Source organism: Rhodoblastus acidophilus, assembly GCF_900187365.1.
Classification (GTDB): Bacteria; Pseudomonadota; Alphaproteobacteria; order Rhizobiales; family Beijerinckiaceae; genus Rhodoblastus; species Rhodoblastus acidophilus.
On sequence record NZ_FYDG01000002.1, the window covers coordinates 360,541 to 383,116 of the forward strand.

Here is a 22,576-nt window from a genome sequence, read left to right on the forward strand (position 1 = left end):
GAGGCTCAATGATTTCGAAACTGCTGGCCAAGGCGTTGGCGACAACCGCTCTTGTGTGCGCCGCGACCGCCGCCGCGCAAGCCGCCGACCTGCCGAGCGTCAAGGCGCCGCTTTCGCTCCCGCCCGTCGCGGAAGCCTATCAGCCCTATTTCATGAAGCTCGGCTTCGCCTATGCGATCAACCAGTCGCATTCCAAAATGTACGCCAACGGCCTGGACGCCGGCGTGGGCGCCACGGTGGAAGACGTCGCGACCCTCGGTTTCGAAGCCGGCTGGTTCATCACCAAGAACATCTCCATCAACGTCTCCGGCGGCATCCCGCTGCCCGCCAAGGACAAGGTCAAGGGAACCAGCCCGAACCCGGCGATCGCGAGATATGCGCCGAACGGCACGTCGCTCACCGAAGCCCTGCCGGCGATCATCCCGATCACCGTGGCCTGGCACTTCGACAATTTCGGCCCGGTGCAGCCGTATGTCGGCATTGGCGCCGGCCCCGGCTTCTCGTTCTCGAACAAGGACGCCTACCTCACCAACGTGAAACTGAGCGGCGCGCTCAACACGGTGATCACCTTCGGCTTGGACTACATGGTCAACGAGCACTGGGGCGTCAGCCTCGACGTGAAGAAGGCGTTCGCCTATCTCGACGGCCACGGCACGGTCAAGTCCGGCCCGCTGAAGGGCAGCCAGGTGGTGCAGCACCTGCATTTCGAACCGTGGATCCTCTCGACCGGCATCGTCTATCGCTTCGGCGGCCCGGACGCCGGCCCCGTGCTCGCCAAATACTGAGCCTCCCTCGCAAATCGGGCCCTCCGAACCCCGGGGGGCTTTTTCCAGGCGCGCGGCGCATGAAGGTCCGATCGATCGCTAGTCTTCAGATGCGCGCTTGTGTTCTGGTTGTCGCCCTCGCCTTCGCGCCCTGGCCGGCGCAGGCGCAGCTCGCCCTGCCCGGCGCAGTGGCGCCGACGGCCGAGGGCGAGGTTCTGGCGCCGCCCAAACCGCAAGCCGCCGCGCGCGGCAAGTCGTCCTCCGGCGCGATGACGATCTCGCGCTCAAAACCGCCGGCGGAAAGCGCCGTGCTCGGCCAGACCCTCAGCCTCAACGGAACCCGCGGCGCGCTGCAGATCGAACGCAACGGCGCGGATCTGCGCGCCGTCCGGCTGGCGCTGGCCGGCGCCAAAGTGTCGCGTCCCAATCAGGCCTGCGAAGTCGTGATGGGAGAGGACGCGCCGATCGCGCTGAAACCGCTGGGATCGCCCGATGGCGCGAGCCGGTTCGAACTGCAGTCCTCCGCCTGTCCGATCCTGCTCGACCTGCTCGGCGGCGCGGTGCGCGTCAGCACGCCGTTCGGCGCCTGCGTTTTCCTTCAGGCCGATTGCCGCGCCGATGTCGCGGGCGTGTGGGGACCGCCCGGCGCCTCGTTCAGCGAAAGCCAGATCAAGACGTTCGAACGGGAGCGCGCGGGATTGGAGAAGTCCGTGCAGGCGCGCTTCCGCGCGCTGCTGGGGCGCGCCAAGAAAGATCCCGAACTCGCCACCACGCTGGTGAAGGAGCAGGCGGATTTCGCCGCCGCCCGCGCCCGAACCTGCCGCGACTACGAGCGCGAGGAGGCGCATGGCTTTTGCGCCCTGCGCCTGACCGAAGCCCGCGACCTGTCGCTCAACATGCGTCTCGCCGAGACGCCCGAGCCCAAGGACAGCAAAGGCAAGGCGGAAGCGAAAACCGAGGCCGTGGCGAAAAAACGCGTCGCTCCGCGCCCCGCCGCCGCCAGCCCGATGGACACGCCCCCGCCGCAGCCCGGCCTATACTGAGCGGCGGCGGCGCAAAATTGTGTCTCGCCGCCCGCGCGTTTCGGCTAGAATGCCGCGATCATAACTTAACCGGAAGTCGCCATGGCCTTGCTCATTCTTGGTCTTATTCTGTTTATCGGCGGTCACCTCATCCCGACCTTCCCCACCCTGCGCGAAGGGTTGGTCAAGCGGTTCGGGCTCAACGGCTACAAGGGCCTGGTCACCCTGCCCTCCTTCGCCGGACTGCTGCTGATCATCTTTGGGGCGTCGGCGTTTCGGGGAACGCCGGAGGACATCAAGCTGTGGACGCCGCCGCTGTGGACGCGCCACCTCGCCTTCGCGCTGATGTTCGTGTCCTTCGTCCTGCTCGCCGCCGCCAACATTCCCTCGAAAATCCGCGACGCCGTGAAACATCCGATGGTCGCGTCGATCACGGTTTGGGCGCTGGCGCATCTCATCGCCAACGGCGACCTGCTGGCGCTGCTGCTGTTCGGCTCGTTCCTGCTGTACTCGATCTACGACAGGGTTTCGGTGATGGCGCGCGGCGTCGCGCTGAAGGCGCCGGCCAAAGGTTGGACCGGCGACGTCAAGGCTTTGGCAGGCGGCGGCGTCGCCTGGGCCGTGACCCTGTTCTGGCTGCACGGTTTGGCGGGCGCGCCGCTGCTGTGAGCCCTCCGCGCGGAGGGCTCAGGACACGGCCAGCAGGCCGTCGCCCCGCGCCTGCGCCTTGGCCTGGTGCCAGGCGTTGAGCGTGGCGCGATGGCCGATCGAGACCAGCGTGGTCTCGGGCAGACGCTCCGCCAGCATTTTGTAGATCGCGGCCTCCGTCTCCTCGTCGAGCGCGGCGGTGGCCTCGTCGAGCAGCAGCCATTCGGGCTTGGCCAGCAGGGCGCGGGCGATGGCCAGCCTCTGCTGCTCGCCGCCCGAAAGGCGCTGGCTCCAATTGTCGCTCTCATGAAGCTTTTCGGCCAGATGCGGCAAGCGCGCGTCGACCAGCGCCGCCTTGATCGCGGCGTCCCCATATGTGTCCGGCTCGGCCGGATAGGCCGCCGCGTCGCGCAGCGGGCCGATGGGAATGTATGGCTTTTGCGGCAGCAGCAGCACCTTGTCAGCAGGCAGATCGACCGCGCCCGCGCCGAACGGCCAGAGCCCTGACAGCGCCCTGAACAGAGTGGATTTGCCCGAGCCGGACGGGCCGGTGACCAGCAGGTTGCGGCCGCGCTGCAACGGCAGATCGACATTGTTCAGCAGAACCCGGCCATCGGGCAAAGCGATATTCGCCCCGCGCAGGCCGGGCGCCTCGGCATGTTCCACCTTGAACCCGCCGGGGGTCTGCGCGGCCTCGATGGCGGCGTCGAAAGTGGAGAGACGATTGAGCACCGCGCCAAAACCGGCGAGCGAGGTGTAATAGGTGATGAAGAAGGTCAGCGCGCTGTCGACCCGCCCGAAGGCGGAGGCGGTCTGCGTCATCACCCCCAGCGTGATCTTGCCGGCGAAATAAAACGGCGCGGCGAACACATAGGGAATGATCGGGCTGAGCTGGCCATAGAACTGGGTGAAGGCGGTCAGTTTTTTGCGCTGATCGACCATTTCCAGATAATTGCCGATCAGCGCGCCGAATTTACCCTTGAGATTGGCGGCTTCCGCCTTCTCGCCCTTCAGCAGCGCCACCTGCTCGCTATATTCGCGCAAGCGCGCCAGCGAAAAACGGAAATCCGCCTCCACCTTCTGCCGCGTGAACAGGATGCGCGCCAGCGGCCGGCCGATCAGATGGGTGATGGCCGTGCCGGCGCCGGCATAGATCAGCGCCACCCAGAACAGGAAGCCGGGAATGGCGATCTCGGTCCCCGGCAGGGTGAAATTGGACGACAGCCCCCACAGCAGCAACGCGAAAGACACCAGCGACGACAGCGTCGAAATCAGCATGATCGAATAATTATAGACGCCGTACCCGTAAGAGCCGCCGTCGCCGCCGTCGATGAAACGCGCCACGTCTTCGGAAATGCGCTGGTCGGGGTTGTCGGCGCCGCCGTCCGCGAGCGACATCCGGTAATGCGCGTGTCCGGCCAGCCAATGCGAAATGTAGAATTGCGTCAGCCAGCGGCGCCAGCGAATCACCAGATAAGACGTGACGACAAATTCGATCACATAGCTGGAGACGATGATGAAGGCCCAGGGGGTGAAAACCCACAGCAGTTGATGCCAGAACTCCGGCTCGTTCTTCTCCTGAATGGCGTTGAACCAATCGCGGCTGAAAAAGCTCAGCCGCACCGTGATCGCCACCTGCGCCTGATTGATCAGCACCAGGAAGACCGCCATGCCGGTCGCCAGTCCGCGCTCCGTGGCGGCGAAACGGATCGGGCCGTAATGCGCCACAGTGGTCCCGGCGGCGTTGAAAAACCGGTCGGCGATGCGGGTCAGTTTGCGCACCACCGGCAGATGCGACACCGCGAAGGTCAGAACGGCGAAGACCGCGACGCTGAGCGGCAGCGTCGCCGGGAATTTCGCATCCGCCAGCGCCGCCGGCCAATAGTCGAAGCGCGCGGCGAAATCGCCCAGGCCGAACACGACGATCTCGACCGAAAACAGCGCGATGAAGATTTTCAGAAAGGCCGAGACCGGGCCGCTGCGCCAGCAGCACAGAGCGGCGGCCAGGCTGAAGCCTCCGAGCAGTTGCAGCATCGTGTCGCCTTGCGCGAGTCCCAGGCTTGCGGCGGCGAGGGCGAAGGCGGCGACGGCGAGTCCCAGAATTTTCATGCGTGACCCTGAACGATCGAAATTTGCGGGAGGCGCCGATTAGCGCAGGCCCGGGGCGGAATTGCGACTTAAATTTTCTTCATGCGGCCAGAATGCGCCGCGCCTCCGCCTCATCGCGGCGGATTTGCTCCTGCAGCGCGTCGAGCGAGGAAAATTGTTCTTCCGCCCGCAGGAAGGCGATGAAAAACACTTCGATCTCCCGGCCGTAGAGATCGCCGTTGAAATCGAAAATATGGATTTCGAGCAGCGGCGGGCCATTGTCCTCCACCGTCGGGCGCCGGCCGAAACTGGCGACGCCCTTGAGGCGTGCGCCGTCAAGCTCGACCTCGACCGCATAAATGGCGTGGCGCAGCCCACAGTTCCGGTCGAGCGCCAGATTGGCGGTGGGATAGCCGAGCGTGCGGCCGAGCTTGGCGCCGTGAATGACCTCGCCGGTGACCGACCAGGGATGGCCCAGCAGGGCGGCGGCGGCCGCGACATCGCCCGCGGCGAGCGCCTCGCGCGTCGCCGTCGAGGAGACCGCTTCGATCGACCCCTGCTCGTCGGCGGTGACTTTTTCGACGATCTCGACGGTCAGCCCGAGTTCGGCGCCGCGCCGACGCAAAAACTCCGGCGTGCCCGAGCGTTTCGCGCCGAAATGGAAATCGTAGCCGACCACCACGCCCGCCGCGCCCAGCCGCCGCAACAGAATGTCCTGCAGGAAATCCTCGGCCTCGAGACCGGCGAGTCGCGCGTCAAAACTCATCACCACCATGCCGTCGAGGCCGAGTTCGCGCAGCCGGTGCGCCTTGGCGTCGCGGGAGGTGAGCCGGAAGATCGTCGGCGCCCCGGCGAAGAAATCGGCGGGATGCGGCTCGAAGGTCAGCACGGCGCAGGGGCGCCCGAGCTTTTTCGCCAGCTGTTTGGCGCGAAAGATCACCGCGCGATGGCCGCGATGCACGCCGTCGAAATTGCCGATGGCGACGACGGCGCCGGCGATCCCCGGCGGCGGCGCCTCGGGATCGACGCTCAGAACGAATGTGTCAGACTTCATGAATCCACCGGCCGACATTTGGCGTCGGCGCCTTTTAACCGGCGCCGCCCGCCAAACGTCAAGTCAGATCAGGCGTCGGATCAAACCATCCGATCAGGCCTGGGCCGTTTCCTTCGGCGCCGCCGTCTTGCGCGCGGGCACCTTCACCAGGGCGTCGCCCTCCAGCACGGGCTTGCCGGCGACTGTGGCGAGGCAATAGAGCTTGCAGCGCGCGCCCCTCTCGATCAGTTCGGCCACTTCGACCGACACGATGACTTCGTCGCCGATATGCACCGGCCCCTTGAAGGTCAGCGATTGCTGCAAATAGATGGCGCCGGGCCCGGGCATATGGGTGCCGATCACCGCCGAAATCAGGCTGGCGGTGAACAGGCCATGGGCGATTCGCTTGCCGAACTGGGTCTGCGCGGCGAAATCGTCGTCGAGATGCAGCGGATTGTGGTCGCCCGACAGATGCGCGAAGCTCACGATATCGTCATGCGTCACCGTCTTGGCGATGGTTTCGCGCATGCCGAGGCTCAGGTCCTCGAAATAATAAGTCTTCCACTTCGCGGTCATTGACGCTCCCCTTTCGGCTTAACCATCGCCTCAGAAAGCGCGAGCGCGGGCGAAAGTCCATTGGCCGAAGGGAGGCCGTCACCAGGCCAGCCGGTCCATGTGGTAGGTCGGCGGCGTGTCCTGCTCCTGGAAAAACTGCTTCAGCGCCTCGACGTCGAGCGCGCCGTCCTGCCCATGCACATCCTCGCGGTGGACGCCGGTGGTGATCCACACGCAATCCATGCCCATGGCCTGCGCGCCGGCGATGTCGGTGTGCATGGCGTCGCCGATGGCGAGCACGCGGCTTGGCGACAGCGGCGCGCCGCGCGCCGTCTCCAGCATCGCCAGCGCGGCGCGGTAGATCGGCGCATAGGGCTTGCCGGCCTGCTCGACCCGCCCGCCCAATTGCTCGTAGCGTTCGGCCAGCGCGCCGGCGCAATAGACCAGATGCTCGCCGCGATAGACCACGAGATCGGGGTTGGCGCAGATCATCGGCAGGTTTTTGGCGCGACAGGCCTGCAAAACGGCCTCGTAATCGGCGGGGGTCTCCACCGTGTCCTCGACCAGCCCGGTGCAGACCACGAAGCCGGCCTCATCAAGGGCGACGGGCCGGATTTCGAATCCGGCCATGCGCGAGGCCGCGTCATACACCGGCAAGTCGCGCTCCGGGCCGATCTGGAACGGCTTTTGCGGCGCGCGCCCGACGATGGCGCGGGCGCAGACGTCGCCGGAGGTGGCGATGGCGTCGTAGCAATCGGGGGCGATCCCCAAATCCGTCAGGTGCGCCGCCACTTCATAATCGGGGCGCGGCGCATTGGTGACCAGCGCCACCGGCTTGCCGCCGCGGCGCAGGGCGCGCAAGGCGCCGGGGGCGGCGGGAAACGCCTTGGCGCCATCGTGCAGCACGCCCCAGATGTCGCACAGAACCGCGTCATAGCGGCCTGCAATAGCGGCAAGCCCGGCGGGACGTGAAACGAGGCGGGTGGGCGTGTCGGCGGCGCTGCTGTCGGTCATGCCTTGCGGCTAACCGTCGCGGTCCCGCGAGTCAACCCTCAACGCCCCCATGCGGGCTCGCCCGGGCCGCGCCCGCACTTGTGTCTACGCCGCGCCCCGCCTATGAAACCGAAAACAGGACCCACACTTATGACCGACGCCAAACCCACTCTCGTGAAAGCAAAGGCGCCGCGCGGATTCGTCGATCGCGGCGCCGACGAGCTGCGCGCCGTCAGCGCCATGCTGGACGCCATTCGCGAGGCTTATGAACTGTTCGGCTTCGAAGCCGTCGAGACCCCGGCGGTGGAATATACCGAGGCGCTGGGCAAATTCCTGCCCGACCAGGACCGCCCCAACGCCGGCGTGTTCTCGTTTCAGGACGACGACGAGCAATGGCTGTCGCTGCGCTATGACCTGACCGCGCCGCTCGCCCGCTATTTCGCCGAAAATTTCGAGAGCCTGCCCAAGCCGTACCGCTCCTATCGCTCCGGCTTCGTGTTCCGCAACGAAAAGCCGGGTCCGGGCCGCTTCCGCCAGTTCATGCAGTTTGACGCCGACACGGTCGGCTCGGCCAGCCCCGCCGCCGACGCCGAATTGTGCATGATGGCGGCCGACACGCTGGAAAAACTCGGCGTCGCCCGCGGCGACTATCTCTTGAAGATCAACAACCGCAAGATTCTCGACGGCGTGCTCGAAGTCATCGGGCTGGGCGGCGAGGCCGAAGCCGCGCGCCGGCTGGTGGTTTTGCGCGCCATCGACAAGCTTGACCGTCTCGGGCCGCGCGGGGTGCGCGACCTGCTCGGCGCCGGCCGCAAGGACGAGTCCGGCGATTTCACCAAGGGCGCCCAGCTGTCCGAACAGGCCATCGAAACCGTGATCGCCTTCACCGAAGCGCGGCGCGGCAACAATGCGCAGACGCTGGAGGCGCTGGCCGCCCTGGTCGCCGCCTCGCCGCGCGGCCTGGAAGGCGTCGAGGAGCTGCGCGCCATGGACGCGCTGGCCAAGGCCGGCGACTATAATGAAAGCCGGCTGCTGATCGACCCGTCGGTGGTGCGCGGCCTCGAATATTACACCGGCCCGGTGTTCGAAGCCGAACTCACGTTCACCGCCAAGGACGACAAGGGCCAGCCGATCCGCTTCGGCTCGATCGGCGGCGGCGGCCGCTATGACGGCCTCGTCGGCCGGTTCCGCGCCGAAAACGCGCCGGCCACCGGCTTTTCCATCGGCGTGTCCCGGCTGTTCGCGGCGCTCAAGGCGATCGATTCGCCGCTGGTCGCGGCCCAGCCGCATCGCGGCCCGGTGGTGGTGCTGGTGATGGACCGCGACCATCTCGCCCATTACCAGACCCTGGTCGCCCGGCTGCGCCAGGCCGGCCTGCGCGCCGAGCTTTACCTCGGCGGCGCCGGCATGAAGGCGCAGATGAAATACGCCGACAAGCGCCACAGCCCCTGCGTGATCATCCAGGGCTCCAACGAGCGCGAAAAGGGCGAAGTCCAGATCAAGGATCTGATCGACGGCGCGCAGGCGGCGGCGGCCATCGCCTCCAACGAGGAATGGAAGGCGGCGCGGCCCGCGCAGATTTCCGTCAGCGAAGACGAAATGGTCAGCGCCGTGCAGGACATTCTGGCGCGCCACAACCTTTGACCAGCGGGGTTTTTCGCCCCGCCTCCCCAATCCGAAAGGCTCTCCATGCGCTTCCTCGCCCTTGTCGCCCTGCTGGCCAGCCAAACCTGCGCCGGCGCCGCGCTCGCCGAAACCCGCTGCGGCTATGTGGTCAATCCCACGCCGGGCAATTGGTGGATCACCGACAACAAGGCCGATTGGATCATGAGGACGCAAGGGCAGGACCGCGATCCCGGCATGGACTTCATCCCCGACCTCACCACGCATGATTTCGTCAAGACCAACGGCTCTTACGGCTACGCCTGCGGCTGCGTGACCGGCGCGTTCGACGCGAAAAATCACACGGTGGTCAAGATCACGGGCTTCGCGCGCAAGCCGCTCGCCGCCTGCCGCAAGGACAAGAGCCTGAAAACGCCGGAATGACGCCGCCCCGTAAACCCTGGCGGGGAAAATGGGGTGCTTTCCGCGCGCAATCTTGCTAAAGCGGGTCCAAATTTCGGGCGGAGCAGGGAATGAGCGCCGGGCAGGACATAGAGGGTTTACTGCGGAAGCTGGAGGGCGCGGGCTATCGCGCCTGCGATCCCGGCATCCTGCAGCCGGCGGCGGTGTTTCTCGACCTGTCCGGCGAGGACATGCGCGGGCGGCTGCTGCTCACCTCCGACGGGACGCGCGAATATTGCCTGCGCCCCGAATTCACCATTCCGCTGTCGCTGGCCTATCTCGGCTCGCCCGACGCCGGCAAGCCCGCCGCAGTCTGCGCGGGCGGCCCGGTGTTCCGGCTCAGCGCCGGCAAAAAGCCGGAATTCGTTCAGGCGGGCCTGGAAAATTTCGGCCGCGCCGACCGCGAGGCCGCCGACGCCGAAATCCTGGCCCTGGCGCTGGAGACGGCCGGCGCCGGCGGGGATTCCTGGCGCGTGCGCATCGGCGACGCCTCGCTGATCTCGGCGCTGCTCGACCGGCTTGAACTGCCCGCCGTCTGGCTGCGCCGCATAAGGTCCGGTCTCGCCAAGGGCCAGGCCATCGACGAGATTTTCAGCCCCAAGCCTGACAAATCCGATCATTCCGGCGTGCTGGCCGCGCTCGACGGCGCCGACAAGGCCGGCGCCCGCGCGCTGGTGGAAGATCTGCTGAAGATCGCCGACATTTCCGCGCTCGGCGGCCGCACCGCCGGCGAAATCGCCGACCGCTTCCTCGAACAGGCGGAGCTGCGCGGCGGCAGCGGCCTCGACGCCGCCAAGCGCGGCCTGCTGCAGGAATTCTTCGCCATCGCCGGCCAGCCCGATCAGGCCTCCGCGCAATTGCGCGCGCTGTTCGACGCCGCCGCCCTCGACCTCGGGCCGGAGATGGACGGCTTCGACCGCCGCCTGAACTTTTTGGCCGCGCGCGGCATCGACCTCAACACGCTGGAGTTTTCCGCCGGCTTCGCGCGCAATGTCGATTATTACACCGGCTTCGTGTTCGAGGCCTGCAAGGGCGACCCGGCCGTCGCCCGGCCCGCCATCGCCGGCGGGCGCTACGACGGCCTGTTGAAGACGCTCGGCGCGAAAACCAACATTCCGGCGGTCGGCGCCGCCATCTGGATGGAGCGGCTCTGACATGAGCGAAAAACTCGTTCTGGCGGTGCCCTCGAAAGGGCGCCTGCAGGAAAACGCCAACGCCTTTTTCGCCCGCGCCGGCCTCGCCGTGCAGCAGGCGCGCGGCGCGCGCGACTATCGCGGCGTGCTCGGGGGCGTCGACAATGTCGAGGTCGCCTTCCTGTCCGCCTCCGAAATCGTGCGCAATCTCGCTTCCGGCGCGGTGCATTTCGGCATCACCGGCGAAGATCTGGTGGTCGAGGCCGAGGCGCAGGACAAGGTCGAACTGCTGACCAAGCTCGGCTTCGGCCACGCCAATGTGGTGGTGGCCGTGCCGCAGGCCTGGATCGACGTGCGCGACATGGACGATCTCGACGATGTCGCGCTGAGTTTTCGCGCCCGGCGCGGCATGCGGATGCGGGTGGCGACGAAGTACGTCAACACCACCCGCGCCTTCTTCCGGGATCACGGCGTCACCGACTACCACATCGTCGAAAGCCTCGGAGCCACCGAGGGCGCGCCCGCCGCCGGGCTGGCGGAAGTGATCGTGGACATCACCTCGACCGGCGCGACGCTGGTCGCCAATGGCTTGAAAGTGCTGGACGACGGCGTGATCCTGCGCTCGGAGGCCAATCTGGTGGCGTCGGTGACGGCGCCCTGGAGCCCCGACCTGCGCGAGACGGCGCGGCAAATCCTGGCGCGCATCGCGGCCGAGGAAGAGGCCCGCTCGACCCGCGAGCTGGTGGCGACGCTGCACAGCGAGCCGGACGGATTCGCCAAAAGCCTCGACGGTTTTGGCGCGCGCTTGCGCCGCCGCAACGCCGACGGCCGCATCACCATGTTCGCGCCCAAGGCGCAGGCGCCGGCGCTGGCCGACTGGTTGATCGGCCAGGGCGCGGAAGACGTGATCGTGCGCCAGAGCGATTACGTGTTCACGGCGAAAAACCCGCTCTACGAAAAACTGGTGACCCGCCTCGGCGCGTGAGCGCCGGCGCGCTCATCCTTCCAGAAAATCCCGGATGCGCTCCGCCGCGTCGGCGATCTTGAGAATGCCGTTATAATGGCCGTAAGGCCCATGCAGCGGAACCGTTTCGGCGCCGATCTTCCGCGCGGCCGCCTCGACCCATTCGGCGCGAAAAACCTGATCGCCCGGCGCATGGATCATCAGGGACGGGCATATGATGCGGCTCAAGCCGTCATCGGCGTCGCGCGCCCCGGCGCCCGCGCCGGGGATGTAGGTTTGATTGGCGCGCACGAGATAGAGCAAGGCGTTGGCGTCCATCAGCGGCATTTTCTCGCGCGCCGCGTCGGTGAGTGCCTGCTCGATGGCGAAAGGCTCGGCGGCCAGATCTGCGGGATCGCCGCCCTGCTTCAGCCCCCGGCCGATGACATGGTCGGCCCAATCAGCGTCGAACGCGTTGAGCGTGATCAGCCGCAGCGCCGCTTCCAACCCTGCTTTCGGCGCGCCACTTGCGTAATAGTCGCCGCCGCGCCAGGCGGGATCGAGCCGGATCGGCTGCGCCCATTGCGACAGCCAGCCAATCAGCCAGCCGCCGAAATTCGGCGCGGCGATCGCCGGGACGATCCGGCCGACACGATCGGGAAATGACGCCGCCCATTCAAACGTCTGCAGCCCGCCCATCGACGGCCCCATCACCGCGTGCAGCCGTCCGATGCCCAGCGCGTCGAGCACGGCCTTTTGCAGCCGCACGAAATCGGCGATGGCGACGGCGGGAAAGCGCAGGCCATAGGGCTCGCCTGTCGCCGGGTTGAGGCTGGCCGGTCCCAGCGTGGTCACGTTCGGATCGAAAGCGTTGAGATTGCACAGCGTATCGACCGAAATGACGAAGAATTTCTCCGTGTCCACCGCCTTGCCCGGGCCGATGATCTCGTCCCAATAGCCGGGCTTGGCGTCCTCGGCGCAATAGCGGCCGGCGGCGTGGCTGGTTCCCGAAAAATAGTGACAGACGAGAATCGCATTGTCGCGCGCCGGGGCCAGCCGTCCGTAGGCCTCGAAACCCACGGGAACGTCCCTGAGCGCGGCGCCGCCGAGCAGGCGCAGCTCGGGAATGGTCATGCGGCGCTTTTCGACAATCAGATCCATGGTCGGCTCGCGGCGTTTCATTAGCAATACCCCCTCGCCGTGACGCGCGCGCGACGGTTCAAGAGCGACGGAAATCGCAGAAATGATCCGGCGGCCCGTGACCCGCGCCGATGCGCAGTTCGGCCCCCGCCTGCAGCGCCCGCGTCAGCCACGCCTTGCCCTCGCCGACGGCCTCGCGCAAACCCCGCCCCTGCCCGAGCAAAGCGGCGATGGCCGAGGACAAGGCGCAGCCGGTGCCATGGGTGTTGCGCGTTTTTATGCGCGGGGCGGTGAATTCGATAAAATCGGCGCCGTCATACAGCACATCGAGCGCATCGCCTTCGGCGAGATGGCCGCCTTTCACCAGCACCGCCGGCGCGCCGAGGTCGCGCAGCCGCAGCGCCAGCGCCCGCATGTCCTCCGCCCCGCCGGGACCCGCGCCGCCGACAAGGCGCGCGGCTTCGATCAGATTGGGCGTGATGAGCCGCGCCAGCGGAAACATTTCTTGCAACGGCGCCACCATCACGTCGCCGCCGAGTTCATGCCCGCTGGTCGCCACCAGAACGGGATCGAGCACGATGTTTTTCGCCCGCGCCGAACTCAGGGCCGCGCCGATCACCCGCGCATTGTCGGGCGCGCCGATCATGCCGATCTTCACCGCGTCGACGTCAATGTCGGCGAAAATGGCCTCGATCTGCTGCGCCAAAAAATCGGGGGCGACCATGCTGACCGCCCGCACGCCCTGCGTATTTTGCGCGGTGAGGGCGCTGATCGCCGCCATGCCATAGCAACCCAGGGCCGAAAAGGTTTTCAGATCGGCCTGGATTCCCGCGCCTCCGGACGGGTCGGAGCCGGCGATCGACAGGATTTTGGCGATCCCCACCATGTCAGCTCACCGGCAGGAAAGCGGCGGCGAAGGCGCCGCCCATGGCCGAAACGAACAGCAGCGCGTCATGCGCCGCCAGCATGGCGCGCGACGGCTTTTTTCGCGCGCGATATAGCCGCAGCGACGCCCCGGCGGTGGCGAGGCTCCAGCCCATGGCGACCACAATCAGCGCGGCGGCGAAGCGCCAGGCGTCGCCGGCGTGGATTTCCAGCGCCCAGGCGCCCGCGACCAGCGCCAGACCCAGCCCCGCCGTGGCGTCGGCGCCGAGACGCCGCGCCAGCGCGCCGGCGAAAAACGCCGGGGCGTACATGGCGATCACGTGCCAGGACACCACCGAGAAAATATCGGGCGCGGCGACGCCGCAGCCCGACATGGCGCCGGGCGCGCCCACCATGGCCGCCGTCATGCCGAACCACGCCAGCGCGGCGATCGCGCTCGGCGCGACGAACGCCTTCCAATCCGGCGCCTCGGTCGCGCGCGAAACGGCGGCGGACGGCAGGATCGGCGCGCGCGCCGTGGTCAGCACGGCGAGAACCAGCACGAGAACCTGGGTGGCGGCGGCGGCCAGCGCCGTCGCGGCGAACAATTTTTCCGGCGCATATTGCGCGACGAGGCCCGCGAGCGCCGGGCCGATCAGGCCCGCCAGCGCGCCGCTGCCGAACACGATCAACGCCGCCCGCGCGCGACCCCGAGAATCGGAACCCAGCGCCGCCTCATGACGGTAGAACAGCGAAAAACCCTGGGCCACGCCGAGCCAGAAGGCGCCGAGGCAGAACGGGGCGAATAGCGAAACGCTCAAGGCCCAGGCCATGATCAGACCGCCGGCGACGCCGAGGCTCGCGCCCAGCGCCAGCGCGGCGCGGCGCCCGAAAGCGTCGAGCAGGAAAGAGGCCGGAAAAGTCGCCAGCGCCGCGCCTGAGAGCATGGCGATATAGGGCGCGGACATCAGATGCGGCGACGGCGCCAGCAACCGCCCCGCCAGCGGCAGCATGCCGAGGGTCAGGCTCTGCGACAGCACCGACAGCGCGAAGCCGCCGGCCAGCGTGGCCACGCCGGGGCTCCAGCGGCCCTCCGCTTCAAGGCCGGCGGAACCGGGCGCGGGCGCGCCGGGCGGGCAGAAACAGGCGAGACGCCCGGCGCGGGCGAGGCCTGCGCCGTCCTGAGGCTCCGGCATGTCGCTGCCCCGGTCGATGGCGGTCATTTCTTCTCTATGTCGTCGTCGAGCAGGATGCGATAGGCGGCGCCGTCGAGATCCTCATATTGATTGCGCTTGAGCGACCAGAACAGACCGTAGAGCGCGAGCAGCCCCAGCAGAATCGCCAAGGGAATGAGGAAGACCAGAACGTTCATGGCTGATCTCTCGCTTTACGATTTGGCCAGGAGAGTGACGCGTTTCCCCGGCCCGCGCAAGCGCAGCGCGTTGAGCGTCACCAGAATGGACGATCCGGACATTGCGGCGGCGGCGAACAGCGGCGAGGCCTGTCCCGCCATGGCGACGGGCACGGCGACGGCGTTATAGAGGATGGCGAAGGTCAGGTTCTGGGTCATCAGCGCCCGCGCCCGCCGGGCGATGGCCTGGGCGGCGGCGACCGGCAGCAGCTTTTCGCCAAGGAAAACGGCGTCGGCCTGCGCCTGGGTCAGATGCACGGCGTCGATCGGCGAGATCGAGGCATGGGCGGCGGCGAGCGCGGGGGCGTCGTTCAAACCGTCGCCGACCATCAGCACCTTCTTGCCCTGCGCCTTCAGCCGCTCGACAAAGGCGATCTTGTCGGCCGGTTTCTGGCCGCCGCGCCAGTCGGCGATCCCGAGTTGGTCCGCAACCGGCGCCACCGCCTCGGGGCGGTCGCCGGAGAGAATGTGCAGGTCGAGCTTTTCCGCGCGCAGGTGGGCGACAATTTTTGCCGCGTCGGGCCGCAAACTCTGGCGGATATCGAGGCGCGCGACCTTTTCGCCGGCGCGCACATAAATCGCGCTGACCTCCGCTTCGGCGGCCAAAAATTCGGCGTCGCAAAAGCTGGCCGAGCCGAGCCGCGCCTCAAAACCCTCATAAGGCGCCGCGACCCCCTGCCCCGCCGTCTCGCGCGCGTCCGGCAGCGGCGCGCCGCCGCGCAGACTGCGCGCCAGAGCCAGCGCGAGCGGATGATGGCTTGAGCGCGCGAGCCGTCCGGCGAGCTCCAGCAGGTCGGCGGGGATCGCGTCGGCATTGGCGATTCCGGGCTGCGGCAGGGTCAGCGTGCCCGTCTTGTCGAACACCACCGCGTCGATCTCGCCGAGTTTCTCCAGCCCGCGCGCGTCGTTGAGAAACAGGCCGGAGCGGAAGAAGGCGCCCGACGCCATCGCCTGCACGGTCGGCACGGCCAGCGCCAGCGCGCAGGGGCAGGTGATGATCAGGACGGAAATGGCGATCACCAGCGCATCGTGCGCCGTGGCGCCGAAGAACAGCCACCAGGACAGGCCCGTGACCAGCGCCGTGAGATGCACTGCGGGCGCGTAAAACTGGGACACGCGATCCGACAGCTGCATGTATTTCGAGCGCGCCGCCCCCGCCTGCTCGATCAGCCGCGCCGCCTCGTCGATCAGGGCGGAATGGCCGGCGGCGGTGACATCGACGGTGAGCGCGCCCTCGCCATTGACCGTGCCGGCATAGACATTGTCGCCGGCCTGCGCCGGCTTGGGATCGGTCTCGCCGGTGATGGCGCTTTCATCGAGCGCGCTCGCCCCCTCGACGATCACGCCGTCGGCGGGCACGCGCTCGCCGGCGCGCACCAGCAGGCGGTCGCCCGCCGCCAGCGCCGCGACGGGCACCAGAACCCATTCCGCGCCGTCGCGCCGCAAGGCGTTCTCGCCTTTCAGCGCGGCGAGATTGCCGGCGGCGGTTTTTGTGCGGCGGCGCATCGCCTGATCCAGCACGCGGCCCGCCAGCAGAAACGCCAGCAGCATGATGGCGGAATCGAAATAGGCGTGATCCGCATGATGCTGGGTCTCATAGACCGACAGGCCCAGCGCCAGCGTCACGCCGATGGTGATGGGGACGTCCATGTTGAGCCGGCGCTGCCGGATCGCCGCCCAGGCCGAACTGAAAAACGGCTGTCCCGCATAGGCGGCGGCGGGCAGCGCGATCAGCGCCGAAACGAAATGGAAGAAATCGCGGGTTTCCGGCGGCAGCGACGTCGATTGGCCCGACCAGACCGAAATCGACAGCAGCATGATGTTCATGGCCGCGAACACGGCCACGCCCAGGCATTTCAGCAGCAGATTGAAGCGGGCCTGCTCGTCCGCCTCGACCTGCCTTTGCTCGTAGGGATAGGCGCGATAGCCGATCGCCTCGAGCGCGCCGGTGAAGCGCCCCGGCTCGACCTGCTGCGGATCGTAGGTGAGCGCGAGCCGGTGACTGGTGAGGTTGAGCCGCGCCAGTTTTACGCCAGGCAACCGGCGCATGGCCGTCTCGATATCGGGCAGGCAGGCCGCGCAGGTGATGCCGTCAATGGCGAGGTCGAGGCGCGAGCGCCCGTCCTCGTCGTTGCGAACGAAATGCGAGAAATCCGGCGCGGCGCCCATCGCTTACTCGACGTTGAACGTGTTGCGCGACCGGAATATCTGCTGGCCCTCGCGCTGAAGCACCACCTCGACCTCCCAATGCCCGCGCTGCAACTCGGCCGCCCCGGCGTAGACGCCGTCGGCCACGGAGCCGACCACCACCACCTGGTCGAGCCGGCTGGTCGCAGGATAGACGAAATGCAGGCTCGCCACCAAATCGTTGACCGGGCGCCCGTCGCGGTCTTTGACCGTGACCGTGATGGCGGTGACGGCGCCCTGGACGACGCGGCTCAGGTCAACCGTCCAGCCCAGCGCCTCCTGCGCCTTGGCGGCGGCGATTTCCTTGTTATAGGCGACGCCGGCGTCATAGGGATGGGCGATGTCGAGGCCCGGATGGGTCTTGATCGCCGCGCGCGCCATGTAGAAATTGACCGCCAGCATCACGCCGAAAAAGCCGATCAGGATCAGGAGCACCTTGCGCCCGGTGAGCGGCGCGCCCTTCGGATGATAATCACTGTCTTCAATCATTTTTTGTCCTTCCGGCAATCTCAGGGGCCTTTGAAAAAATCGGCGCGCGTCGTCTGCTCGCCCGTCTTGGGGTCGGTGAGCACCAGCTTGATCGGCGTGCTCGCGGGCGGCGGCGCGTCCGGCGGCGTGGTGACCATCACGCGCAGTTCCAGCGTCTGGTCGGCTTCGACGTGGACGCTGACGGCGCCGCCCTCGGCTTTCTGGCCGAGGATCTCGATCTGGCCGCGCGGCAGACCCTCCAGCGTCAATTTGAAATCGCGGGCGGACCCGTGCTTGTTGAGGGCGCGGATCGTATAGCCGTTGCGCAGCGACCCGTCGGACAGCGCCACATAGATCGGGTTGCGGTCGTGCATCACGTCGATGCCCAGGGTGTTCCGGGTGGCGAGGCTGACGCCCATGATGGCGGCGACGCCGGCGATCAGCGCGATATAAATCAGCGTGCGGGCGCGAAGGATTTTCGGCGGCAGCGCCGCAAGCCCCTGGGCGCGGCGCTCGACATTGTTGTCGGTGTCATAGCCGATCAGGCCGGTGGGACGGCCGATCCGGCTCATCACATTGTCGCAGGCGTCGATGCACAGGCCGCATTGGATGCAGCCCATGTCCAATCCGTTGCGGATGTCGACGCCGGTCGGGCAGACCACCACGCATTGGTTGCAATCGACGCAATCGCCCGCAGGCTTCCCCTCCGCGCGTAAAACCTTGGCCTTCTTGACCGAGCCGCGCGGCTCGCCGCGATCGACGCGATAGGTGACGTTGAGCGCCCATTCGTCGGTCAGCGCCGCCTGGATGCGCGGCCACGGGCACATGTACAGGCAGACCTGTTCGCGGGCGAAGCCGGCCAGCGTATAGGTGGTGAAGGTGAGGATGCCGATCCAGACATACGCCTCCATCGGCGCCTGGAAGGTGGCGAGCTGCTTCACCAGCGTCGGCGCGTCCGCGAAATACAGCACCCAGGCGCCGCCGGTCCACCAGGCGATCGCCAGCCACAGCACATGTTTCAGCGCCGTCTCGACCACCGTCTGCAACGTCCACGGCTGGCCCGCCTTTTTCAGGCGCTCGCGGCGCTCGCCCTGGGTCCAGCGCTCGATCAGCAGGAAGAGATCGGTCCAGACGGTCTGCGGGCAGAGATAGCCGCACCAGACGCGCCCGGCGAGCGCATTCATCAGGAACAAGGTGAAGGCGGCGAGGATCAGCAGTCCCGTGATGTAATAGACTTCCTGGGGCCAGATCTCGACGCCGAAGAAATAGAAGCGGCCGTTGGCCAGATCGACCAGCACAGCCTGGCTGGGCTGGTCTGGACCGCGGTCCCAGCGCACGAACGGCAGGAAATAATAGAGCAGCATGCCGCCGATCAGCAGGCCCCATTTGATGTTGCGGAACCGGCCGGACACGCTCTGCGGATAGATCTGCTTGCGCCCCTCGTAAAGCGAGTCCGAGGGTTCGGGCTCCGGCGCCGCTTTCCGGATGATAGGGGCTTTTTGCGCGCTGACCGTCATGTCGCCGTATCCGTTGCATCGCGCCTGCGCGCGGCCGAAAAGGGGGGAGCGTCCTGCTCTATAGGCCCCGCGCGCCTGCGCAGTCGATGCTTAATTCGCTCTCATTTGAGTAAAATCAAGGTTCGCCTTGATTATAATCGCCAGAGCTTGGCGAAATTTAAAACGAAAAGGCGAAGCCGGCATGACCGGCTTCGCCGCAGAGGGTCGCGGCGTTCCGCGCGGCTTACTGGCCGCCGCCCAGAGAGTGGACGTAGATCGTCAGCGACTTGATGGTGGCCGTGTCGAGCTTGGCGCCCCAGGCCGGCATGTGGCCGGCGCGGCCGTTGGCGATGGTCTGCACCACCGTCGCCTTGTCCGAACCGTAGAGCCACTTGGACTTGGAGGTCAGGTTGGGCGCGCCCAGATCGGTGTTGCCCTTCGCGTCCTCGCCGTGGCAGGCCACGCAATTCTCCGCGAAGATTTTTTGGCCGGCGGAGACGTCGGCCTTGGTCGGCGCGATCAGTGACACGACGTAATCGGCGACCTGGTCGATCTGCTGGGCGTTCAGGCCCATCTGCGACCAGGCGGGCATGCCCGCCGCGCCGGCCGGGTCGTGGCCTTCGGCGTCGCCGCTGCGCACGCCATGGGTGATGGTCGCGGCGATCTGGTCGAGCGAACCGCCCCACAGCCAGCGGTCGCCGGCGAGGTTGGGATAGCCGACGGCGCCCTGGCCGCCCGAGCCATGGCAGGGCGCGCAATTGTTGCCGAACGCCGACTTGCCGTAGGCGCGGGCGAATTCGGCCAGTTTCGGATCGGCGCTGATGTCCTGCAGCGAGGCCTGCTCGATCTTGCCGACGAAGGGCGCGCGGGTCGCCTTGAGGCTTTCGACTTCCTGCATGACGGCGTCGCGCGAGGCCCAGTTCAAGAGCCCCTTGGTGTGGCCGCCGGGCAGCGGGATCGCCGGATAGACGACCCAGTAGCCGAAGGCCCAGACGATGCAGGCGTAGAACACCCACAGCCACCAGCGCGGCAGCGGCGTGTTCAATTCCTTGATGCCGTCCCATTCGTGGCCCGTGGTGGCTGTGCCCGTGGCCGCGTCTATGTCTTGATGCGTGTGATCAACCATCGTTCAATCCTCGTTGAGCGGCAGGCGCGCGGCGGCGTCGAAGCTTTTCTTCTTCGATGGCCAGAGCGCGAAGGCGATCACGCCCAGGAATGCGATCACGACCAGCAGGATGCTCACGATTTTCATTTGAGCGAAGAAAACTTCGACGTCCATGTTCGCCTCTCAGCGCCAGTTGGCCTTGTCGTTGAACTGCGAGAAGTCCACCGTCGTGCCCAGCATTTGCAGATAGGCCACGAGCGCGTCCTGCTCGGTCGGACCGGCGGCGCCATTGCTGGCGTGCGCGGCGACCTTGGGATAGCGCTTGGCCAGATCGGCCGTCGCCCCATCTTCGGCGTTGAGCTGGACCTTCAGGTCGTCCTTCGCCTTGGCGATCATCTCGTCGGTGTAGGGCACGCCTTCGATCTGCAGCACCTTCATGTCTTCCTGAATGTGCGCGTAATCGAGCGGCGCGCTTTCGAGGAAGCCATAGCGCGGCATGACCGAGCCGGGCACCACCGAACGCGGATTGTTCAGATGGCCGCGCTGCCAGTCGTCCGAATACTTGCCGCCGATGCGGGCGAGATCGGGACCGGTGCGCTTGGAGCCCCACTGGAACGGATGGTCATATTTGGACTCCGCGGCCAGCGAGTAATGGCCGTAACGCTCCACCTCGTCGCGCAGCGAGCGGATCATCTGCGAATGGCAGAGATAGCAGCCCTCGCGGATGTAGATGTTGCGTCCGGCGAGTTCGAGCGGCGTGTAGGGACGCACGCCGTCGACGGTTTCGATGGTGCTCTTCAGGTAGAAGAGCGGGCCGATCTCCACGAGGCCGCCGATGGCGACCACGATGAGAATGCCGACGGTCAGCACCAGCGAGTGCTTTTCGAAGATCGCGTGCTTGCTCCACAGGGACATGTTCGATCTCCTTATTCGGCAAGCGCGAGAGCGGCTTCGGGGGCGCTCGCCTGTTCAGGCGAACGGATGGTCTTGTAGAAGTTGAAGGCCATGATCAGCGCGCCGATCAGGAACAGGCCGCCGCCCGCCGCACGGATCACATAGAAGGGGAACATGGCTTCGACGGTCTCGATGAAGGAATATTCCAGGAAGCCGTTGGCGGTGTAGGCGCGCCACATCAGACCCTGCAGAATGCCCGACACCCACATGGCCGTGATGTAGAGCACGATGCCGATGGTGGCGATCCAGAAGTGCCAGTTCACCAGCTTCAGCGAGTAGAGCCTGCGATTGAACACCCAGGGGATCAGGCAGTAGAGCGCGCCGAAGGAGACGAAGCCCACCCAGCCCAGAGCGCCGGAATGCACGTGGCCGATGGTCCAGTCGGTGTAGTGCGACAGCGAGTTGACCACCTTGATCGACATGAGCGGACCTTCGAAGGTCGACATGCCGTAGAAGGCGACGGACACGACGAGCATGCGCAGGACGGGGTCGGTGCGCAGCTTGTCCCAGGCGCCCGACAGCGTCATCAGGCCGTTGATCATGCCGCCCCACGAGGGCATCCACAGCATGATCGAGAAGGTCATGCCGAGCGTCTGCGTCCAGTCCGGCAGCGCCGTATAGTGCAGATGGTGCGGGCCGGCCCAGATATACATGAAGATCAGGGCCCAGAAGTGGATGATCGACAGGCGATAGGAATAAACCGGGCGCTCCGCGCGCTTGGGCACGAAGTAATACATGATCGCGAGGAAGGCGGCGGTCAGGTAGAAGCCGACGGCGTTATGGCCGTACCACCACTGGAACATGGCGTCCTGCACGCCGGACCAGACGATGTAGGACTTGGGCGAGAAGATCGAGACGGGGATCGAGGCGTTGTTGCCAAGGTGCAACATGGCGATGGTGATGATGAACGCCAGGGTGAACCAGTTGGCGACGTAAATGTGGGGCTCCTTGCGCTTCCACAAGGTCGCCAGGAACACCAGCAGGTATCCGACCCAGACGATGGTCAGCCAGAGGTCCGAATACCATTCCGGCTCGGCGTATTCCTTGGACTGGGTGATGCCCAGCAGGTAGCCGGTGCCGGCGATGACGATGAACAGGTTGTAGCCGAGCACGACGAACCAGGGCGCGATTTCGCCGGCGAGGCGGGCGCGGCAGGTGCGCTGCACGGCGTAGAACGAGGTCGCGAGCAGGACGTTGCCGCCAAAGGCGAAAATGACCGCCGAAGTGTGCAGCGGGCGCAGACGGCCGAAGTTCAGCCAGGGCAGACCCATCGACAGGTCGGGGAAGGCCAGTTCGAGCGCGATGATCAGGCCGACCAGGAACCCGGCGATGCCCCAGAACACCGCCGCGATGGAGGTGAACTTGATCGGGCCGTAATTATAGTTCGGCTTGCCGTCGATTTCCTGCGGGATCACCGCGGGACGGCTCTTGTACCGCTTGAGCGTCGCAATGACGCCGCCGAAACCCGCCAGGGCGAAAACGATCATGTGGAACGCATAGGGGGCGGTGTAGGCCTTCGATGCGATGAACAGCGCGCCGATCGCGCCGACGAGCGACACCACGATCATCGTGATTTCGCCAAAGGTCATGCTTTTGCCGCCGGATGGCGGCGCCGTGGTGAGTGAGTCTGCTTGCGCCATGTTTTCGCCCCAATGAAATCAATCCAGCGCCGTAAAGCCTACCAGATCGCCATTGCGCGGACCATTGC

At 66.6% G+C, this 22,576-nt stretch carries 22 protein-coding genes; 7 read left to right on the forward strand and 15 right to left on the reverse strand.

Features of this window, described 5'->3' with window-relative positions:
* Nucleotides 1-8: 8 nt before the first annotated feature.
* The 3 genes from CFB24_RS06960 (at nt 9) to CFB24_RS06970 (ending at nt 2,455) form a co-directional block, all read left to right on the forward strand.
* The gene (locus CFB24_RS06960) at nt 9-785 is read left to right on the forward strand and encodes an OmpW/AlkL family protein (RefSeq protein ID WP_088519850.1); all 777 of its coding nucleotides are present in this window, start codon (nt 9-11) and stop codon (nt 783-785) included.
* Nucleotides 786-844: 59 nt separating this feature from the next.
* A complete protein-coding gene (locus tag CFB24_RS06965; protein ID WP_141098380.1) occupies nt 845-1,807 on the forward strand; it encodes a hypothetical protein in 963 nt (320 codons plus the stop codon).
* A gap of 81 nt (nt 1,808-1,888) precedes the next feature.
* Nucleotides 1,889-2,455, forward strand: a complete 567-nt coding sequence (locus CFB24_RS06970; RefSeq protein WP_088519852.1) for an NnrU family protein — start codon at nt 1,889-1,891, stop codon at nt 2,453-2,455.
* A gap of 18 nt (nt 2,456-2,473) precedes the next feature.
* Here the strand turns inward: CFB24_RS06970 and CFB24_RS06975 are convergent, their stop codons facing one another.
* From CFB24_RS06975 to CFB24_RS06990, 4 genes are all read right to left on the reverse strand, one after another.
* Nucleotides 2,474-4,543, reverse strand: coding sequence for an ABC transporter ATP-binding protein/permease (locus tag CFB24_RS06975; protein ID WP_088519853.1), 2,070 nt, complete (start codon nt 4,541-4,543; stop codon nt 2,474-2,476).
* Between the two features lie 79 nt (nt 4,544-4,622).
* Nucleotides 4,623-5,576, reverse strand: a complete 954-nt coding sequence (locus tag CFB24_RS06980) for a bifunctional riboflavin kinase/FAD synthetase (protein ID WP_244593073.1) — start codon at nt 5,574-5,576, stop codon at nt 4,623-4,625.
* 93 nt (nt 5,577-5,669) lie between these two features.
* Nucleotides 5,670-6,131 carry a MaoC family dehydratase gene (locus CFB24_RS06985; protein ID WP_088519855.1) on the reverse strand — a complete coding sequence of 154 codons (462 nt, stop codon included), beginning with the start codon at nt 6,129-6,131 and terminating at the stop codon, nt 5,670-5,672.
* A 78-nt stretch (nt 6,132-6,209) separates the two neighbouring features.
* Complete coding sequence (locus tag CFB24_RS06990; protein WP_088519856.1) at nt 6,210-7,124, reverse strand: TIGR01459 family HAD-type hydrolase; 915 nt, start codon at nt 7,122-7,124, stop codon at nt 6,210-6,212.
* 129 nt (nt 7,125-7,253) lie between these two features.
* Between CFB24_RS06990 and hisS the strand changes: the two genes are divergently transcribed.
* The 4 genes from hisS (at nt 7,254) to hisG (ending at nt 11,285) form a co-directional block, all read left to right on the forward strand.
* A complete protein-coding gene (hisS, locus tag CFB24_RS06995) occupies nt 7,254-8,747 on the forward strand; it encodes a histidine--tRNA ligase (RefSeq protein ID WP_088519857.1) in 1,494 nt (497 codons plus the stop codon).
* Between the two features lie 45 nt (nt 8,748-8,792).
* Complete coding sequence (locus CFB24_RS07000) at nt 8,793-9,149, forward strand: DUF4087 domain-containing protein (protein ID WP_088519858.1); 357 nt, start codon at nt 8,793-8,795, stop codon at nt 9,147-9,149.
* A gap of 89 nt (nt 9,150-9,238) precedes the next feature.
* Entirely contained in the window at nt 9,239-10,321 is a 1,083-nt protein-coding gene (locus CFB24_RS07005) for an ATP phosphoribosyltransferase regulatory subunit (RefSeq protein ID WP_088519859.1), read from the forward strand.
* Between the two features lies 1 nt (nt 10,322).
* Nucleotides 10,323-11,285 carry an ATP phosphoribosyltransferase gene (gene hisG / locus CFB24_RS07010; protein ID WP_088519860.1) on the forward strand — a complete coding sequence of 321 codons (963 nt, stop codon included), beginning with the start codon at nt 10,323-10,325 and terminating at the stop codon, nt 11,283-11,285.
* A gap of 12 nt (nt 11,286-11,297) precedes the next feature.
* Here the strand turns inward: hisG and CFB24_RS07015 are convergent, their stop codons facing one another.
* From CFB24_RS07015 to ccoN, 11 genes are all read right to left on the reverse strand, one after another.
* Nucleotides 11,298-12,404 carry an alpha/beta fold hydrolase gene (locus CFB24_RS07015; RefSeq protein ID WP_244593072.1) on the reverse strand — a complete coding sequence of 369 codons (1,107 nt, stop codon included), beginning with the start codon at nt 12,402-12,404 and terminating at the stop codon, nt 11,298-11,300.
* A gap of 58 nt (nt 12,405-12,462) precedes the next feature.
* Nucleotides 12,463-13,269 (reverse strand): bifunctional hydroxymethylpyrimidine kinase/phosphomethylpyrimidine kinase, encoded by an 807-nt coding sequence (gene thiD, locus CFB24_RS07020; protein ID WP_088519862.1) that lies wholly within the window; start codon nt 13,267-13,269, stop codon nt 12,463-12,465.
* A gap of 1 nt (nt 13,270) precedes the next feature.
* Nucleotides 13,271-14,470, reverse strand: coding sequence for an MFS transporter (locus tag CFB24_RS07025; RefSeq protein WP_176440417.1), 1,200 nt, complete (start codon nt 14,468-14,470; stop codon nt 13,271-13,273).
* Nucleotides 14,467-14,619 carry a cbb3-type cytochrome oxidase assembly protein CcoS gene (ccoS, locus tag CFB24_RS07030; protein ID WP_088519863.1) on the reverse strand — a complete coding sequence of 51 codons (153 nt, stop codon included), beginning with the start codon at nt 14,617-14,619 and terminating at the stop codon, nt 14,467-14,469. The genes CFB24_RS07025 and ccoS overlap by 4 nt, the downstream gene beginning before the upstream one ends.
* A gap of 15 nt (nt 14,620-14,634) precedes the next feature.
* On the reverse strand, nt 14,635-16,827 hold the full coding sequence (locus CFB24_RS07035; protein ID WP_088519864.1) for a heavy metal translocating P-type ATPase: 2,193 nt from the start codon (nt 16,825-16,827) through the stop codon (nt 14,635-14,637).
* A gap of 3 nt (nt 16,828-16,830) precedes the next feature.
* A complete protein-coding gene (locus CFB24_RS07040; protein ID WP_141098381.1) occupies nt 16,831-17,334 on the reverse strand; it encodes a FixH family protein in 504 nt (167 codons plus the stop codon).
* A 20-nt stretch (nt 17,335-17,354) separates the two neighbouring features.
* The gene (gene ccoG / locus CFB24_RS07045; protein ID WP_088519866.1) at nt 17,355-18,830 is read right to left on the reverse strand and encodes a cytochrome c oxidase accessory protein CcoG; all 1,476 of its coding nucleotides are present in this window, start codon (nt 18,828-18,830) and stop codon (nt 17,355-17,357) included.
* 223 nt (nt 18,831-19,053) lie between these two features.
* Nucleotides 19,054-19,935: a cytochrome-c oxidase, cbb3-type subunit III gene (ccoP, locus tag CFB24_RS07050; RefSeq protein ID WP_088519867.1), complete on the reverse strand. Its 882-nt coding sequence runs from the start codon at nt 19,933-19,935 to the stop codon at nt 19,054-19,056.
* A 3-nt stretch (nt 19,936-19,938) separates the two neighbouring features.
* A complete protein-coding gene (locus tag CFB24_RS07055) occupies nt 19,939-20,088 on the reverse strand; it encodes a cbb3-type cytochrome oxidase subunit 3 (protein ID WP_088519868.1) in 150 nt (49 codons plus the stop codon).
* A 9-nt stretch (nt 20,089-20,097) separates the two neighbouring features.
* A complete protein-coding gene (ccoO, locus tag CFB24_RS07060) occupies nt 20,098-20,829 on the reverse strand; it encodes a cytochrome-c oxidase, cbb3-type subunit II (RefSeq protein WP_088519869.1) in 732 nt (243 codons plus the stop codon).
* 11 nt (nt 20,830-20,840) lie between these two features.
* Nucleotides 20,841-22,457: a cytochrome-c oxidase, cbb3-type subunit I gene (gene ccoN, locus CFB24_RS07065; RefSeq protein WP_088520116.1), complete on the reverse strand. Its 1,617-nt coding sequence runs from the start codon at nt 22,455-22,457 to the stop codon at nt 20,841-20,843.
* Nucleotides 22,458-22,576: the final 119 nt, after the last annotated feature.